The organism is Succiniclasticum sp. (assembly GCF_056977735.1).
Genome location: NZ_DBMCWA010000002.1, coordinates 45,014 through 61,865 on the forward strand (window position 1 = coordinate 45,014; position 16,852 = coordinate 61,865).

Sequence of the window (16,852 nt, forward strand, 5' to 3'; positions counted from 1 at the left end):
AATAGAGGTGTTTCAGCATCATGAATGGAAATGAGTTGATAGCTTTATTATCAAACAGTTTGCCTGTTATTAATTCTTGTGTAGGAACAATTACGGGTGCGTTGATAGCAGCTTTCTTTTTGAGAAGGAATACTGAAGTTCAAGAGTTTGAAAAACTTAAGGCAGGTAAATTTTCAGAAGTAGTTAATGATCTTCTTGATTCTGGTAAAATGACATATTAAGTCTATCGAGTAACTTTCGAGTAGCTTTCGAGTAGATAACGGGTAGCTCATTTGAGGGAGGCAAATTGAAGGCTTTGCAGTGAAACAATGAAACGCCACAGGTAAAGTAACTAATTCGCCAATTAGGCTGGCGAGTTTTATGCAACTGCTTATACAATTAAAATTACGGAAACAGTTGAGGAAAGTCTTGCATTAGTTGAGGATTCGGTTGAGTAAATTGCAAGTTTGTTGCAAGTTTTGTTGCAAGTTGATATCGAAAAGCCGCATGGTTGACATGTTTTCAATATGTTGCAATAATTGATTTAGTTGCAAGTTTGTTGCAAGTCATTCTTCAAACATGGTCACAAGATGATAGTTGTCGGTTTAATAAGTCAACAACGGAAAGGGTTAACTAAAATATATGGAAGATATCAAACAAACGCCTAACAACGTACCCAAGCACCATAGAGGTCGATATGGAACTTTTGGCGGCACGAACAAGAGTGGTGACTTTAACCGCTATCTGTTTCTTGCCAAAACCCATGATTATGTTCTGTTCTTTACCAATAAAGGACAGGCCTATATGCTGCGGGGGTATCAGATTCCGGAAGCCGGCCGCAAGGCAAAGGGGAGCGCCGTAATTAATCTGTTGCAGCTGGGTCCGGACGAAAAGATTACGGCGGTAATCAATATTCCTGGATTTGAAGATAAGAAATATCTGTTTATGGCTACCAACAAAGGAACGGTAAAACGCTGTAAGCTGACGGATTTTTCTTCTGTCAGAAAGAACGGGCTGAAGGCTATTGTATTGAACGATGGCGAAGAACTGATCAGTGTAAAAATAACGGACGGAAGCAACTCCATACTGTTGGCAACCCACGATGGCATGGCGATACATTTTGACGAGCAGGATGTTCGCTGCATGAGCCGGGCTGCCCATGGAGTGAAAGGCATCAGTCTGCATGACGGCGATTATGTCGTTGCCATGGACGTGGTTTACGATGAATCCCTTGATGTGCTGTCGGTAACGGAAAACGGGATCGGCAAGCGGACGAAAATTTCCGAATACAAAAAGCAAAGCCGGGGCGGGAAGGGACGGATCAGTTACAGGCTGTCCACGAAAACCGGTTCTGTTGCGGGTATGTGCATTGTGCATCCTGACGATGAGCTGTTCCTGTTTACCGCGAAAGGCTATGTTCTCTGCGTGGATGCGGATGAACTGAAGAATTGTGGCCGCTTTGCCCGGGGCGTAATTGCGATGAGATTGCACGATGGGGATAAGGTTACGGCGATTTGCAAGACGAGTAAATAAATTATGTGAATTGCAACCGTGATTATGACTTTTTTCAACTGATTGAGGTATTCGCATATGGATATTTATGAATACGGCAATCCGGATTCTTCCACTATTTTGCTGCAGATGGTGGATGACCATGATCTTGCTGTGATAGAAAATGAAGTGGCGGCCATCCGGAATACGGCGGATGATGGACCGAATATGTTGGAAAAGCGGATGGCGATCCGGCCCCGTCATCTTGAGAACCTTTCCCATGTGAAGGGCAAGATTCTCTGTGCCGGAGGGATCCTGAATGCGGAAGGAAAGATGAAGGGATCGGTACTGATCATTGATTTCGCCAGCCGTGAGTGCTTGGATGAGTATCTGAAAACGGAACCCTATATCATGGAAAATGTCTGGGATAAGGTGGAAGCGGAACCCATGAACGTGGTAGTCCTGAATGGGGAAAAGGTCGGGAAGTAGGAAGCATGGGTGTTGTCAGCGTATAAAGCAACGACGGAAAGGAATCATCTGCAAGGAAAGAGGCGCACTTTGGAAAATCAAATTGTTATCTAATTCAGTTGTTGCAAATTTTGCACATACTGCCGATGATAGCAATTCCTAAAAGTATCTTTCGGAGGAAACCATGAAGCAGGAAACCATAGACAGGATCCGGAAATTTACGGAAGACCGGGACTGGGATCAGTTCCATACGCCCGCCAATCTGGCCAAGTCCATCTCTATTGAGGCCAATGAGCTACTGGAATGTTTTCAGTGGAGCGATACGGAGTATGATTTGGCTCATGTAAAAGAGGAGCTGGCGGACGTGCTGGTGTATTGCCGGAATATGCTGGACAAACTGGACCTGGACGAAGATGAAATCGTCAATGAAAAAATGAGCAGGAACGAAGCCAAGTACCCGGTAGAGAAGGCCAGGGGAAAAGCAGACAAGTATGACAGGTTGTAACAAGTCTGAGACAGCTTCAGCAAATAATAATTCATTCAAGGGAAGCCGGGCTTTTCGGTGAAAACCCGGGGGTTTACGTTTCATAATATTTTATAGGGGCGTGACGATGAACGTAAAAAACGCCGCCACAGGAGGGGGGCAATAGGATATGGATAGTATGAAGATGTATCAGGTTTCAACACTGCAGGCTCTGATGCTTGGATATTCAAGGGCTGTTATATCCGTTTCGGAATTGCTTAGCCACGGTAATATCGGGCTTGGCACATTCAAAGACGTAGATGGCGAAATGATCGTACTTGACGGTTCCTGTTACAGAGCTATGGAAAACGGTGATGTTGCAGAGGCAGAACCAGACCGCGGCGTTCCGTTTTCTACTGTTTGCGTAATGAAAGAGAGTACCCCTATCGAATTTGGTTGTATGAATAACATAGAAGAACTGAAGACAGCGCTTAATTATATTATTGATTCCCACTTTGGCCTTAACAGCATGCATATGGCCCGGATTGACGGAGAATTTGATATGGTTGATGCCAGGTCGGAATCAGGCTATGAGTCCGTGCATGTGGGCCTGAAAACAATACTTGGAAATACCCAGAAAGCTTTTAAATTTGAAAAAATAAAAGGTACTCTTGTCTGTGTCTATTTTCCTGACTATATGGACGGAATCAATGCCTTCGGATGGCATTTGCATTTTATATCCGATGACAGAGCGCATGGCGGGCATGTGTTTGACATTATCATGAAATCCGGAAAAGGACAGATTTCAAAAATCAGCTCGTTAGAAATTAAACTCCCGGAAGGGCCGATGTTTGACACTTACGCCTTAAAAGAGGCGTCAGAAGAGGAAATAAAGGCTGTTGAACAGGGGAACGGCGCTGTATGACAGTGTATTGCTTTTCCCAACCGGGCCTGGTGAAGGCGGAGAGAGTTTGATTGGGGAGAGGTTGCCTTTGTGAGCGCCTACAAAGGAATGTGCGCTCATTACCTGCTGCGAGGAAGAGGACATGAGTGTTATGGACGGCGTTCGTATTCCTGTTGAACGTACCGCGGCGCTGATCAAATGGAATATGGTCGGAGAGGTTCTCGTTCCCGGGGTGTTTGAAGCAGGAACCATCGAAAAAACGGATGGATGCGCACAGGCAGCAGCCCTTGCTGAAAAGATCTAAATTCACAGCCGGTGTGGTGCAGGAATGCTGCTGGAAATACCTGGTGGATGCGATCCCCGAGAACTTCCTGAACATGGGACCCCAACAGCCCAGGACAATCGCTGCGTTGCGGGCAATCAATCCGAAATTTGTAGCCGTGGGACACGGACCGTGCTTTATCTGTAAGTAAAACAAAATAACAATTCTATCGATGACCGGTCGGCAGACGAATGCCGTATCCCAAAAGCAGAGCAAATCATTTTGGAGAATGCTTTTTGACAACAGAAATAAAGTTTTGGCGTTTTACGAATACAAATCGGAGTTTGTCAGGCTGATTTATTAAGCATTTGCAACGTACAAATTCCTGTTTTTCTGACAGCCGTAGATTTTTCTGCGGCTGTTTTGTTGTAGTATGGCAAATCAGGGTTTTTATTATTTAATCATGCAATGCCGTTGTTTTTTTTGTAGCTTACTATACATAGTTGTGGTATAATGTTATGTATTTTATTCTTCAGAATTTATGATCACAAGGAGTTCGCTATGATTCGCACATTATCGTTAACCTGTTCGCACTGCGGAAAACCCTTCAGTGCACAGGATCATCTGTATTATCAGGACGACTTTTCCGTTCAGAGCTTTAAAGATATTAAACTGGTTTGTGATGACTGTATCCGGGTCTGGAAAGAAAAATGGCAGATTGCCAATGCGGAGTACCACGAACATGATTACGTGCTGACCGTTACCATCACCCTGCAAGATGGAACGGTGTACAATAATATGGACTGCACCCCCAACGAGGATACGGAATCTGTTATTACCGGGGAAGATATCCCGCCCGAAGCGCAGCATACATTGTATGAGTATTATGCAGCCTTTGCGCAGCAGCGTGAGGCCCAGCAGCTGAAAGACTGTTTCTTTACCAAAGGGGAAGACGGGAAGATGTTTGCCGATATTACCACGAACGGAGGAGAACAGTTCGAAAAGCTGGCCTTTACCGTAGAGGAAGGTTATTTAAAAACGGAGCAGGACGTACCTGAATATATTTTGGAAGGCCTTCTCAATGCGTACAAATCGTACCTGGCCCAGGAGCAGATGCTTTCCACTTCTACGCAGCCGGCGCCCCGTCCGTCCCAACGCAGGACTATGCCGGAAACCCAGTGGCCCACTGGCGGCACCTTCGGAAGCGGAAATTTTGATGGCGGATTTGGCCGAAACCGAAAGAATCCTTTTGGGGGATTTTAAAGAGGAGATACCATGAGCGAATTAAAAGAAAAAATAGAGAAACGGCGTACTTTTGCCATCATTTCGCATCCGGACGCCGGTAAAACCACCTTAACCGAAAAGCTGCTGTTATACGGTGGCGCCATTCACCTGGCTGGCAGTGTAAAAGCCAGGAAAGCCAATAAGCACGCTGTTTCCGACTGGATGGAAATTGAAAAACAGCGCGGTATCTCCGTTACTTCTTCCGTGCTGCAGTTCGATTACCAGGGCTACCGTGTCAACATTCTGGATACGCCGGGCCATCAGGACTTTTCGGAAGACACATACCGCACCCTGATGGCGGCCGACAGCGCCGTCATGCTGATCGATGCGGCCAAAGGCGTCGAACCCCAGACCAAAAAGCTGTTCTGGGTCTGCCACCGCCGCCACCTGCCGATCTTTACTTTCATCAATAAGCTTGACCGCTTTGGCCGGGAACCGTTGGATCTGATGGAAGAGGTAGAAAAGATCCTCCAGATAAAAGTGTATCCCATTACCTGGCCTGTTGGACTGGATGGAAAGTATAAAGGCGTGTACAACCGTCTGACAAAAGAAGTTTCCTTATTTAAGACAGATGCCAGCCACGGCAGCAAACAGCTGGAAGAATTTTCCGCAAACATTGATGATCCCCGCATTAAAGAAATGATTGGGGACGAACTGTTCGAAGCGCTGCAGGGCGATATCGAACTGCTGGATATGGCAGGGGAAGAGTTTCATATCGAAGATGTCCTTAAGGGCGAACTGACACCTATGTTTTTCGGCAGCGCCATGACCAACTTCGGTGTGCAGAAGTTTCTGGAAAAGTTTCTCGAGATGTCTCCGGAGCCCCAGCCCCGCACACTGCTGGACGGGGATGTGATCCAGCCGGATAACCCGCTGTTCAGCGCGTTTGTTTTCAAAATCCAGGCTAACATGAACCCGGCCCACCGGGACCGCATCGCTTTCATGCGCATCTGCTCCGGTGAGTTTGACAAAGGGATGACCGTGTATCATGCCCAGAGCGGCAAGCCGGTAAAACTGGCGCAGCCCCAGCAATTTTTGGCGCAGGAACGCACGATTGTGGAAAAAGCGTACCCCGGCGACATCATCGGCCTGTTTGATCCGGGTATCTTTGGGATCGGCGACAGCCTCAGTGACGAAAAGCTGAAACTTCGGTTTGAAGATTTCCCTGTGTTCCCGCCGGAAATTTTTGCCCGGGTACAGCCCAAGGATTCACTGAAGCGCAAACAGTTTGAAAAAGGCATCCTGCAGCTTTCCCAGGAAGGCGCTGTCCAGGTATTCCTGCAGAAGCATGTAGGTCTGGAAAGCTTTATCGTCGGTGTGGTAGGGCAGCTGCAGCTCGAAGTATTGGAATACCGTCTTAAGAACGAATACAATGCCCAGCTGGTCATGACGCAGCTTCCTTTTACCGTCGCCCGCTGGGTCTATGCAGATAATCCGGAAGACATTGAAAAGCTGCGGGGCCTTGACAACGGTATGCTTGTATATGACAAGAAGGACCGTCCGGTCATTTTGGTCAATAATGAATGGGCGCTGAACTGGATTTTGCAGCGTAATCCGGGCTTAGAGTTTTTGGCAGTACCTTCGGATAAGGCGAGAGTGTAAAGGCAGTACCATCCGAAGATAATTGGAAATAATTTAGTAAAAGGTTTTAATTACATGAAAGAAATTGCACGAATTTTAGGTGTTCCCGTAGTGCCTTATACGATGGACGAAGCGGTTGAGAAACTGACAGCGGATACGGCAGCTAAGAAAAATAATTTTGTCGTCACTGCTAACGCGGAAATCATTATGATGGCCCAGGAGGACGCTGAATATAAGACGCTGCTCTCAGAAACAGCCGATTTGATCCTCCCTGACGGAGCCGGAACAGTCTGGGCCGGAAATTATCTGGGGTACACCATCCCGGAACGGGTGGCGGGATACGATCTGTATCTGCGACTTCTGGAAGAAGCTGCAAAAAGAAAAATCCCTGTTTACTTTTTCGGTGGCAAGCCCGGTATCGCAGAGGAAGCCGCGGAAGAAGGAAGGCGCCGCTGGCCCGGCCTGAACGTGGCCGGCTGCCGGAACGGTTATTTTTCTGCAGAAGAAGAACCGGCCATCATCGAAGATATCAACCGCAGCGGGGCGATGATGCTGTTTGCTGCGTTAGGCGCTCCCAAGCAGGAAAAATGGCTGGCAAAATACAGGAAGTCATTGCATCCTCATCTGCTTATGGGAATTGGCGGCAGCTTCGATGTACTGGCCGGGAAAGTACAGCGGGCGCCCAAATGGATGCAGGATGCCAGGCTGGAATGGTTTTTCCGTCTGGTGAAACAGCCCAGCCGTTTTATGCGGATGCTGGCGCTGCCAAAATTTGTGTTTGCGGTACGCAGTGAAAAAAGAAAGAAAAAATAACTAAATATTGTAGACAAATTCATTTTTACATACTATAATGTACAAGTTAATGTAAGTTTAGACCGACGATAACGTAGTACTTAAACTTAAGCCTACGCTGACCGACGATAACGTAGTACAGGGGAATACAGATTATTACGCAGGATAAATTTTCCTGTACAAGGCAGAGGAGGGAAAGCGTAGTTAAACCTACGCTGACCGACGATAACGAAGTACAGGGAAATTTAGACAAGTAAGAAGGAAGGAGGCCGCTCATGCATATCGTACGACAGGGATACCCCTTTATTGCCGCATCACTGGTGCTGGCAGTTGTCTGCTTTTTTGCATTTGGGATTCACATTGCCGTAATCCCCCTGGTGCTGGCCTGCTATTTTGCCTATTTCTTCCGTAATCCGGAACGGACTGTCATTCCGGACGACTCTTTGTTATATTCCCCGGCTGACGGTACGGTTATGGACGTGTCGGAATTCTATGACGATGAGTTCCTGAATGCAAAAGCCAAAAAGGTGACGATTTTCCTTTCCGTATTTAATGTGCATGTAAACCGGAGCCCTGCGGAAGGTACGATCAAATTTCAGCGTTATACCGTAGGCGAATTTCTGCCGGCTTTTAACCAGAAAGCTGCTTTTGAAAATGAACGTTTCGCAATGGGAATTGAAAATGAACGTATGAAAATCCTGGTCATCCAGATTGCCGGAATTCTGGCACGCCGTATTGACAATTGGGTAAATTTGGGAAACCACCTGGATCAGGGGGAAGTATACGGTATGATCAAATTCGGTTCCTGTACGGAGCTGGTTGTGCCGGAAAAGGTAGAAATCCTCTGTAAAAAAGGGGATAAGGTCAAAGGCGGCATTACGGTATTGGGGAGGATATAAGCGTGAATTACAAACGCATCGTGCCTAACACCATCAGCGGTATCAGCTTAGTGTTGGGGGTTTTTTCCATTTTTTATACACAGGAGCAGAACTATTTTATGGCGGCCATCTGCATCATCCTGTCCGTCGTCGCCGATTCGTTAGACGGAAGAGCTGCCCGGGCGCTGGGTGTTCAGGGTCCGTTCGGAGTAGAAATGGATTCCCTTTGTGACCTGGGAGCCTTTGGCGTTGCGCCTGCCATTTTGATTTACCAGTTTGCCTTGACAGACCTGGGGTGGTGGGGTAAAATAATCGCCGGATTGTACACGTTCTTCGGGGCCATGCGTCTGGCGCGTTTTAACGTGAACACTTCTGTGGTTCACGGGTACTTCCAGGGAATGCCTATTCCCGCAGGTGCCTGCTGTATTGCAACCTACGTACTGTCCGGTTTTACTTTTACGCCCTTTGTTGCGGGAGTTATGACACTGGCTGTGACCATCATTCTGTACAGCAATGTAAAGTTTCCGGACTTTAAAGGAAAAGGCAATCCCATGTACCGGTATCCGGTTATATTAGCGGTTTTAATCGGTGCGTACCTGTTATGGCAGCGGCCTTCCGGCTGGCCGTTTGTATGTATGTTTACCTATTTTATCGCCGGTGTCATAAATGCAGTTTATTGTATGTTGTTTGTAAAAGAATAATAGATCAGTCTGTTACACTTTATGCAGAATCGTGTTCTGCATAACATTCTCACAGAGAAACGACGGTCCCACCTGCCGGGTGCGGTCTTTGGTTTCTTCTTGTAACTTTAAGGAAAGGACAGGGTGCATAGGTCCAAATGCATTTTAATTACGATGTGGTGATGATCCCACTGCAATTGATCATCGTATTCTTTACCATCTATTATTTTGTGGTTTCCTGGTTCGGCCTCTTCGGCAAAATGAAAGAGACGAAACAGTTTGCGGAAAAGAGCACGTTTGCATTGGTTGTCTGCGCCCATAACGAGCAGCAGGTCATCGCACAGCTGGTTGAAAATCTGAAACAGCTGAACTATTCGGATAAGCTGTACGATATTTTCGTAGTAGCGGACAATTGCGTGGATAAAACGGCAGAAGTCGCACGTAACGCCGGCGCCATCGTTTACGAACGGTTCAGCGAAACAGGAAAGGGCAAAGGCTTTGCCATGGACTGGATGTTCCAGCGCCTGTTCGGACTGGAGCGCCAGTATGACGCAGTCTGCATATTCGATGCCGATAATCTGGTGCATCCCGACTTCCTGAAGATCATGAACAATCATCTGTGCAGCGGGGAACGCCTCATTCAGGGTTATATGGATTCCAAAAATCCTACCGATACCTGGGTATCCGGCATGTTTTCCATTTCTTTCTGGATCGTAAACCACATCTGGCATCTGGCAAAATATAACATCGGTCTGTCCTGCGTGTTAGGGGGCACCGGCATGTGCATCGATACCAGACTGCTGAAGCAGTACGGCTGGGGCGCTACCTGCCTGACCGAAGACATGGAGTTCACCATGAAGGCCCTGATGGAAAACATTCCTACTACCTGGGCCCATGACGCAGTCATCTATGATGAAAAACCTCTGACCTTCAAAGCGGCCTGGAACCAGCGCAAACGTTGGGCGCAGGGTCATTTTGACGTAGCCAACCGTTACATCCCGAAAATGTTGTGGAAGGGGATTACCGAGCACAACATCGTGGTGCTGGACGGTATGATCAATCTGGTACAGCCGTATTTCCTGCTGCTGTCCACCTTCTTTGTCATCTGCACGTACATTTACAATCTGGTTCCTTTCTACACAAACGTATTGTATGAAGTGCTTCCCATCCAGGTTTGGCAGATCATCGGCGTAGGGCAGTACATCTTCCCGGTCGCGGTGCTCTGGAAGATTCGCGCTTCCTTTAAATCCTGGCTGTATCTTCTGGCATATCCCATCTTCATTTACAGCTGGATCCCCATCGTGATGCTCGGTTTCCTGCATCGGAACGAACACGAATGGTGCCACACTTTACACACCCGCAGCATCAGCTTCGACGATGTGATCATCCCGGATGACGTGGTAAACGTAGGCCCGAAGCAGGTCGCGTTTAAGAAAAAATAATGGAGTTTCCGTATAATCTTTAATTAAAACCAAAACTATCCGGCGCAAACTGAAACGTTTTCCCCTTTTCTGAAAACAGAAGGGGAATTTTTTTTTGTGTTTTTTTGGTTTACCAATTGGCTATTAAAATCACATTTTTGAAACCGCAGGCAAAAATAATAAAAAAGGCGCTTGACAATTTATACAGGATTAAGTAGAATTAAGAATATAAAGCTAATTAATATTAATTTCTAATTAATGTTTAATTACGTTTTGCTTTATGTACCTTGTCAAATACACAGAGGGGTAATAGAGGCCGCAAGGCCAAGTGGGGAATCCGGTGGGAATCCGGAACTGCTACCGCAACTGTATGGGGAGTTTTGTTATCGCAGTCCTCTCACAAAGGGATAACAGAATGATGAACTCAGCCAGAGTGCCACCTATTATCGACTACCCTGAAACCTTGCGAGTACAAGCTGGGGTATATCTGATTCGGAAGGACTGTCGCAGTGTAACTGTATGACATGCTTTTGGAGCAGTGTGTTTCGTATTGACAAAAACGGGACTCATTGTCTTTGTATCGGAAATGACAGGCGATATGTGTGTCCTTTTCACGTACCGTCTTGTTAAGTATACCCAAATTCGCATATTACTGTTAACTACCGGTTCTTCTTAATCAACAGAGGAATCGGTTTTTTGTTTTTCTGATACTGGTTATACCTGCCAGCCGGTACTTAAAAGGAGGGATGCCTGTGAGCGTGAGCCAGGGTGGAATGAAAACTGTATGATGAAAAGCTTCGTTGTGAAACGGCTAATTGAAGCCGGTTAATGTTAAAGTTATGGCGTTTAAAGTAAAGGAGGACTAAACATGGCTACTGCTACAAAATTTGTCTTTGGTGTTGTTAATTCTGCTTATACGAAAGGCGCAATCGGAACCTGCCTGTCCAACGGGACACAGAAAACGGTGGCTCTGAAAAAATATGGTGGATCAAGTAATGATTTTGGTGGAGACCCTCATGTATTGGCACTGAATACGAACTTAACGGTTAACTCTTTTGGTACTATTCCTGCAGGAACGGTACAAACAGTTCTTCGGCCTCATCTGACACGTGAAGAAATCGAGGCCATGCGCAAAGAGTAAAAATCTTTAGTTATTGATAAAACTTTTATAATAGGGGATATCGTTGGCAAGGTAACTTGTCAACGATATCCTAAATAATTATTTTAAGAAGGGGAAAAATATGAAACGCCACTACTCAAAAAGGAAATATTTTTATAATCTTGAAAAAAGAATAAAACATTTCCTTCGGGCAGGATGTATTATACCAATCTGTTTTATTACAGCTGTTCCCTATGTACATGCCGAAACATTAACCGAAACGAAAGGAAATGCCAGCTATTACATGGAACCAGGGGATATACCTTATGCTAAAGACATGTACAGGTTGAGCTATAATAAAAGTTATAATGTCCTCAAATCCGCAGATGCAGATTTGTTAAAAGTATTAGATTACAATCCGGAATATTCATTGAATCCCATATATGGCGGTAAAGATTTTACATATGGTATTGATTATGCGTATGATTTATCAGATAGTACTGATGACGATTTACCTAATTCTGTGGTAGCAAGATATTATAATCCTGACAAGCAAAAAAATGAATATAAAGTACTGGTTATCCAAAGCAACTCGGGTCCTCTTTGGAATAAAAATCTTGCAAATGAGTATATATTTCATAACCCGGTTTATGCACAGGAGTTATATCGGTTGATACACGAAGAAGATACGGAAGGCATCAGCACATATATGAAAAAATATTTGCCAAAATATTATGTGGTTTCGCTGTCACAAGAAGAATTAAATCGTGCCAATGATTTGATGAATAGTTGGGATCCTAACCGCTGGTATGGCGAAGAAAATGATTTTACAGATTATATGAATGAACACCCAGAAAAATATTCAGAACTTGATGTTGTGCATTCATTGCAGGATTCTGGTTCGAGCATTCAAATTGGCGATGTTCAAAAGACATATAATTCCAAACAAGTTATGGATAATGAACATTGGGCACCAATGGACAGAACTATATGCGTAACTGGAGGAGAACGAGCACCTTTTGAAAATCAAGAAGAATATTCGGTTAATACATACTGGTTTGTAAAAAACGGCATATTAACACCTGGAACTTCTTACGATGAAGATTTTTCTCAATGGGGAGATGATTTTAGTGGTGAAACGTCATTATTTTATGAAAGCACAACGGATAAACAACCTATCATGGATGAATCCAAAACAGCTATAACAATAGGAAATCTTACTACCGGCAAAAACAGTGTGATTAATATGAGTTGGGCCAATACAAATCCTGTAACTGGTAATACGGGCTTTAATTCTATTGGATATAATGCTTTTCGTTCTGATGTTATGACCGATAGTGATGGGAACAATTCAGACATAATGACCCAGGTAGCCAGAACAATGATTATTGATAAAGCAAGTTTAGGGGAAGGGACAACTTTTCGTTTAGGCGGTTATAGTAGCATAGAACCAGAATACGATCTCAATGGTAATTTTATTGGGAAACATAATTTCTATTCAGCAAACTTTGATTCTGTATATATTAAAGATGCAGAAGCTTTTAACAAAACCAATTCTTCTACAAATCTTTATATCCAATTAGGATATGTACCCGGAATTGAAAAGGGAAATTCTTATGGAGGTATAGACTTGCAAGGGGATACTACTGATCCCGATCCAATTTATCAAGGTTATCAACCATTGCTTGGCATTCTCAATGGCGCGGATAAGTTTACTGTTACAGGGCAGGAATCAAAAGCGGACGGAGTGTTCAACGTATATACCATCAAACCGGAAATTGATAAAGTGGAAGACTATTTTGCTAATGAAGACGGTTCCTATTCCGGTACGTTGTGGTATCTGACCGGTTATACTTTCCAGAACACCGGGGAAGTGGCGGAAAGCGGAAAGAATGCCAGCGATAATATGCTGGTAACCCAGAACCTGTGGCGCGGATTCAGTGACCATGCCTTCCGACGTCCGGCTGATTTGCATACCCGGTACGCATGGAGCGATGAAAAGAAAGAAGCGGCACGGGAAAACGCCTGGGCTGAGGTTTGGCACGGACGGTTTAACAGCTCCGGCGATTATGGCCGTGACGTTGGCCAGTCCTATACCGGTATGATGGCAGGCTACGATAAGATGCTGAACCGGGAATACTACGGCGGCAACGTGTATGCCGGCTTTTACGCGGCGCGGCTGGACGGTTCTTCCCATACGCCTTCCCAGGGTCACGGCGATCAGGAAGGCTCCGGCCTCGGCATTTACGGGTCCTGGGTGGGACAGAAAGGGCATTACATTGACGCGGAAGCTTCTGCGATAAAGCTGAAGAACGAATATCATTTTTACGGGAATAACGGTAAAGGGCTTCATCAGTTGATTTATACTCCCACAGGTACACAAAACGGCGGCGCGGATACCACCGGCGACGGGACCTATGGCAATGTGGAAGGCAAGGGCAATACCTGGGCCTACGGTCTCGGACTCCGCTACGGCAAACGGACCGATAAAGGCAGCGCATGGTTCGATCCCCACGTTTCTGTTTATGCGGGGCATATTGAGGATGACAAATACACGCTTTCCAATGACTTGATAGTCAACACCAAAGGCTGGAATTCCTTTGTGGGTAAAGCTGGCTTAACAGTGGGCAAAAATCTGGCAAAGAACAAAGGGATAATTTATGCCGGAGTAGATGTGGCCCATGAATTTGGCGGCAAACAGGAAGCGGAACAGCTCATCGAAGCCCATGCGTCGAACGGAACCACCGGCACCGGCCGCATCAAGGCCCGTCAGCTGGCCGGGGAACAGGGCGGCAGCGATACCTGGGCGGAAGTTAAGGTCGGCGGCGACGTGGCCCTTTCCAAGGCAACCCGTCTGCACGTGGATTATGAACGCACGCTGGGGCGAAAGGCCGGTAATGATTGGAATATTTCCGGCAGGTTAGAAGTCTCTTGGGATGGCATCGGCGGTAAAGGCAAAAAAGGTAAAACAGAGGAAGCAAAACCGCTGGCAGGCCGCGTTGCTGCCAATGACGTTGCCAACACTTCGCAACAGGGTGCACAGGCTGTTTCCGCAGCCAGTGATACTGCTGTACAGGATGCAGGCACAGCAGAAAAACCGACAGCACTTCGGAATGCGGAAAGCCGTACAGCGAATGTAACGAATCAGGCTTTGCCGGCAAAACCGGCTGCAAATGCCCCTTTAGTGACAGAAGCAACTGCTTCTAAGCCCGCAGCAACTGCGAATACATCGGAAAACCCGGTCATCTGGCAGGGCGAAGGCGATCTGGCAGGCTTTATGCTTTCACAAATTACGGTAGAAGCGCCCCGTCCGGACTGGGAGCAGAAACTGTCCCCTGGACAGGTTACGGTAATCGACCCCAAAGAGTTCGAAGGCGAACAAAAGGATATCCCGGCTCTTCTGGAACGGGTTCCGGGTCTGTTTGTTGACAGGCAGAACGGACAGGGGCATTATACGACCGCACGCATTCGCGGGTCGTCGGCTGCGCAGGTTGATGTTTACATCGACGGCGTCCGTGCGAACCTGAGTGGCGACGCGGCGGTGAACCTGTCGGCGATTCCGGCGGACAATGTGGCGCGTATTGAGGTGTACCGCGGTTACGTGCCGGCGCGCTTTGCAGGGGCGCCTCTGGGCGGCGTTATTAACATTGTGACGAAAAAGCCGGACAGCGGTCATGGGCGTATTACGCAGGGCATGCGTTCGTATGGCGGTGCAACTACCACTATGGAATACAGTACGCCGCTGGGAAAAGGCAGCCTGCTTGCCACGGCCACCCGCGATATCTGGGACGGCGATTTCCCGGTAAAGGCTGTGGATAATGATTACAGTACAAAAGCCTGGCGTCGTTCCAACGGTTTCCGGGATACGGACGGCATGCTGAAATGGCAGGACGATCACTGGACTGTGAAAGCACAGTATAAACATAACCATGAAGAACTGGCGCCTTCACTGAGTTTCTACAATGCAACGGATCCGTACTGGCGTCACGGTTATCTGGACAGCCATCTGGACCTGGATTACAAGGAATTCTATGTAGGAAGGGAAGATAACTGGAAGGATTTAAACCTGAACTGGCATGTCGCCTATATTGACAGTAATAAAAAATACCGGAATACCGGCATGATGAAGAATATTGAGGACGCTAAGTCGTGGCCGCCGTCGGAAGACCTGAATGGCTCGTGGCCATACGGCGAAGAGGTAACGACTTCACCGGGCCGCCAGTGGGCGGATTACCATTCCAAAAAATGGGATTTCAACCTCAACCTCAGCTATAACCTGTGGAACAGCCACCTGTTGGAACTGAATGCCAACGTAGTGAAGGAAAGAATGTCTGCAAACGGCAATGACTGGACAACAGAACGGGACTGGTCATGGATCAGTTCCATCAAGAACAAGAGCATGCTTAACCGGTACAACAACAGTGAGCTCCACTTTACCTTGCAGGATACCATGCGGCTCAACCGTTCCGGCGACCTGAAACTCACACTGACCGGCCGTGCCGACAAGGTGAAGATGGACGGTCTGAAGGGCGCCTATGCGGAAAAAGACGATGAATGGCGGTATTCCGGCGGAGTAGCGCTGCAGAAACAAATTGGCAATCACTGGGGCATCAAGACTACATGGGGTACATACAACCGGCATCCCAATTTCTATGAAATGTTTGGCGATGGGTATTTCATTACCCAGAGTTATTTCCAGAAACTGGAAAACAGCCTGGGTTATCGGAAAGGCGCCTGGGAATGGGGACATCAGTTTGATTTCGGTATCAATCACCAGGGCCGTATGGCTGGCGCCGATACCAGCACAAATCTGACTTGGTTCCAGCGTCATTCCAACAACCAGCTGGTGCTGTATACACCGTACCGTGGCAGTGGCGAAAGCTATTACATGCCTTCCGGCAGTGTTGCCCTCCATGGCATCGAATTCAGTCATAACATGAAGTGGAACCGCCTGAACTTCGCTTTATCTGGCACCTGGCAGAAGGGCAGAAGCGCTATGGGCATCGAAGGGGCATCGTTAAGCGCCAGAGCGGACGGCGCGTCCAGCTTTGTGCCTGACTGGGTCATTGACAGCCGTATCGACTACACCTTCCCTGGTGATAAGCTCAGTATCTTCGGCGAATACCAGTATCACGGCAAGGAAGTTATCCGGGGTACGGAATCTTCGGCAACCACGACTACCGGTAAGGCGGAAGCGGTTAAAGATTCGTATTCCATCGTTAACTTCGGCGCACACTACCGCTTTAACAAAGCGCTGCGCGTCAGCGTAGGCGTAAACGACGTGTTTAACGCCGGTTACAAAGTGATGCAGGATTACTATGGCACGAAGCGGAACCTGAATTATCCGATGGCGGGGCGCACCTATTACGGAACGATAGAATATACATTCTGATTACATACCCGTTTACTCTTTGAAAGACATAAACACTCCTCTGTTTTTTACTCCCGTTCCGGCTGATCGGATGCATTCTGACCGGCCGGACTTTTTTTCTGTTTCTGAATATGGTAAAATTAGCTGGATATATTTGTAATTCAACTTTTATGAGGTAC

General features: G+C 46.8%; 14 protein-coding genes, 1 pseudogene and 1 riboswitch. All 15 genes and pseudogenes read left to right on the top strand.

The window, feature by feature from the left end; all coding sequences use genetic code 11:
* Positions 1 to 20: 20 nt before the first annotated feature.
* Positions 21 to 221, top strand: a complete 201-nt coding sequence (locus ACZOWY_RS01430; RefSeq protein ID WP_484392183.1) for a hypothetical protein — start codon at positions 21 to 23, stop codon at positions 219 to 221.
* Positions 222 to 621: 400 nt separating this feature from the next.
* Entirely contained in the window at positions 622 to 1,512 is an 891-nt protein-coding gene (locus ACZOWY_RS01435) for a DNA gyrase C-terminal beta-propeller domain-containing protein (RefSeq protein ID WP_484392188.1), read from the top strand.
* A gap of 57 nt (positions 1,513 to 1,569) precedes the next feature.
* On the top strand, positions 1,570 to 1,959 hold the full coding sequence (locus tag ACZOWY_RS01440) for a YciI family protein (RefSeq protein WP_484392194.1): 390 nt from the start codon (positions 1,570 to 1,572) through the stop codon (positions 1,957 to 1,959).
* A gap of 163 nt (positions 1,960 to 2,122) precedes the next feature.
* Positions 2,123 to 2,443: a nucleotide pyrophosphohydrolase gene (locus tag ACZOWY_RS01445; protein WP_484392198.1), complete on the top strand. Its 321-nt coding sequence runs from the start codon at positions 2,123 to 2,125 to the stop codon at positions 2,441 to 2,443.
* Between the two features lie 148 nt (positions 2,444 to 2,591).
* A complete protein-coding gene (locus ACZOWY_RS01450) occupies positions 2,592 to 3,326 on the top strand; it encodes an acetolactate decarboxylase (RefSeq protein WP_484392201.1) in 735 nt (244 codons plus the stop codon).
* Positions 3,327 to 3,408: 82 nt separating this feature from the next.
* Positions 3,409 to 3,609: pseudogene (locus tag ACZOWY_RS01455) on the top strand (flavodoxin family protein); the annotation flags it as partial.
* Positions 3,593 to 3,778, top strand: coding sequence for a hypothetical protein (locus ACZOWY_RS01460; protein ID WP_484392205.1), 186 nt, complete (start codon positions 3,593 to 3,595; stop codon positions 3,776 to 3,778). The pseudogene ACZOWY_RS01455 and the gene ACZOWY_RS01460, both read left to right, overlap by 17 nt.
* Positions 3,779 to 4,128: 350 nt before the next feature.
* Positions 4,129 to 4,830 carry a hypothetical protein gene (locus tag ACZOWY_RS01465; RefSeq protein ID WP_484392210.1) on the top strand — a complete coding sequence of 234 codons (702 nt, stop codon included), beginning with the start codon at positions 4,129 to 4,131 and terminating at the stop codon, positions 4,828 to 4,830.
* 12 nt (positions 4,831 to 4,842) lie between these two features.
* A complete protein-coding gene (locus tag ACZOWY_RS01470; RefSeq protein ID WP_484392214.1) occupies positions 4,843 to 6,453 on the top strand; it encodes a peptide chain release factor 3 in 1,611 nt (536 codons plus the stop codon).
* Between the two features lie 54 nt (positions 6,454 to 6,507).
* Positions 6,508 to 7,245, top strand: a complete 738-nt coding sequence (locus ACZOWY_RS01475; RefSeq protein ID WP_484392218.1) for a WecB/TagA/CpsF family glycosyltransferase — start codon at positions 6,508 to 6,510, stop codon at positions 7,243 to 7,245.
* A gap of 254 nt (positions 7,246 to 7,499) precedes the next feature.
* On the top strand, positions 7,500 to 8,123 hold the full coding sequence (locus ACZOWY_RS01480) for a phosphatidylserine decarboxylase family protein (protein WP_484392222.1): 624 nt from the start codon (positions 7,500 to 7,502) through the stop codon (positions 8,121 to 8,123).
* A gap of 2 nt (positions 8,124 to 8,125) precedes the next feature.
* A complete protein-coding gene (pssA, locus tag ACZOWY_RS01485) occupies positions 8,126 to 8,803 on the top strand; it encodes a CDP-diacylglycerol--serine O-phosphatidyltransferase (RefSeq protein WP_484392226.1) in 678 nt (225 codons plus the stop codon).
* Between the two features lie 137 nt (positions 8,804 to 8,940).
* The gene (locus ACZOWY_RS01490) at positions 8,941 to 10,224 is read left to right on the top strand and encodes a glycosyltransferase family 2 protein (RefSeq protein ID WP_484392230.1); all 1,284 of its coding nucleotides are present in this window, start codon (positions 8,941 to 8,943) and stop codon (positions 10,222 to 10,224) included.
* 272 nt (positions 10,225 to 10,496) lie between these two features.
* Positions 10,497 to 10,662: riboswitch (cobalamin riboswitch) on the top strand.
* Between the two features lie 409 nt (positions 10,663 to 11,071).
* The gene (locus ACZOWY_RS01495) at positions 11,072 to 11,344 is read left to right on the top strand and encodes a hypothetical protein (protein ID WP_484392235.1); all 273 of its coding nucleotides are present in this window, start codon (positions 11,072 to 11,074) and stop codon (positions 11,342 to 11,344) included.
* Positions 11,345 to 12,932: 1,588 nt separating this feature from the next.
* Positions 12,933 to 16,694, top strand: coding sequence for an autotransporter outer membrane beta-barrel domain-containing protein (locus tag ACZOWY_RS01500; protein ID WP_484392239.1), 3,762 nt, complete (start codon positions 12,933 to 12,935; stop codon positions 16,692 to 16,694).
* Positions 16,695 to 16,852: the final 158 nt, after the last annotated feature.

Coding starts and splice junctions, on each gene's coding strand:
- ACZOWY_RS01430 (WP_484392183.1), top strand. CDS start 21: ATGAATGGAAATGAGTTGATAGCTTTATTATCAAACAGTTTGCCTGTT.
- ACZOWY_RS01435 (WP_484392188.1), top strand. CDS start 622: ATGGAAGATATCAAACAAACGCCTAACAACGTACCCAAGCACCATAGA.
- ACZOWY_RS01440 (WP_484392194.1), top strand. CDS start 1,570: ATGGATATTTATGAATACGGCAATCCGGATTCTTCCACTATTTTGCTG.
- ACZOWY_RS01445 (WP_484392198.1), top strand. CDS start 2,123: ATGAAGCAGGAAACCATAGACAGGATCCGGAAATTTACGGAAGACCGG.
- ACZOWY_RS01450 (WP_484392201.1), top strand. CDS start 2,592: ATGGATAGTATGAAGATGTATCAGGTTTCAACACTGCAGGCTCTGATG.
- ACZOWY_RS01465 (WP_484392210.1), top strand. CDS start 4,129: ATGATTCGCACATTATCGTTAACCTGTTCGCACTGCGGAAAACCCTTC.
- ACZOWY_RS01470 (WP_484392214.1), top strand. CDS start 4,843: ATGAGCGAATTAAAAGAAAAAATAGAGAAACGGCGTACTTTTGCCATC.
- ACZOWY_RS01475 (WP_484392218.1), top strand. CDS start 6,508: ATGAAAGAAATTGCACGAATTTTAGGTGTTCCCGTAGTGCCTTATACG.
- ACZOWY_RS01480 (WP_484392222.1), top strand. CDS start 7,500: ATGCATATCGTACGACAGGGATACCCCTTTATTGCCGCATCACTGGTG.
- ACZOWY_RS01490 (WP_484392230.1), top strand. CDS start 8,941: ATGCATTTTAATTACGATGTGGTGATGATCCCACTGCAATTGATCATC.
- ACZOWY_RS01495 (WP_484392235.1), top strand. CDS start 11,072: ATGGCTACTGCTACAAAATTTGTCTTTGGTGTTGTTAATTCTGCTTAT.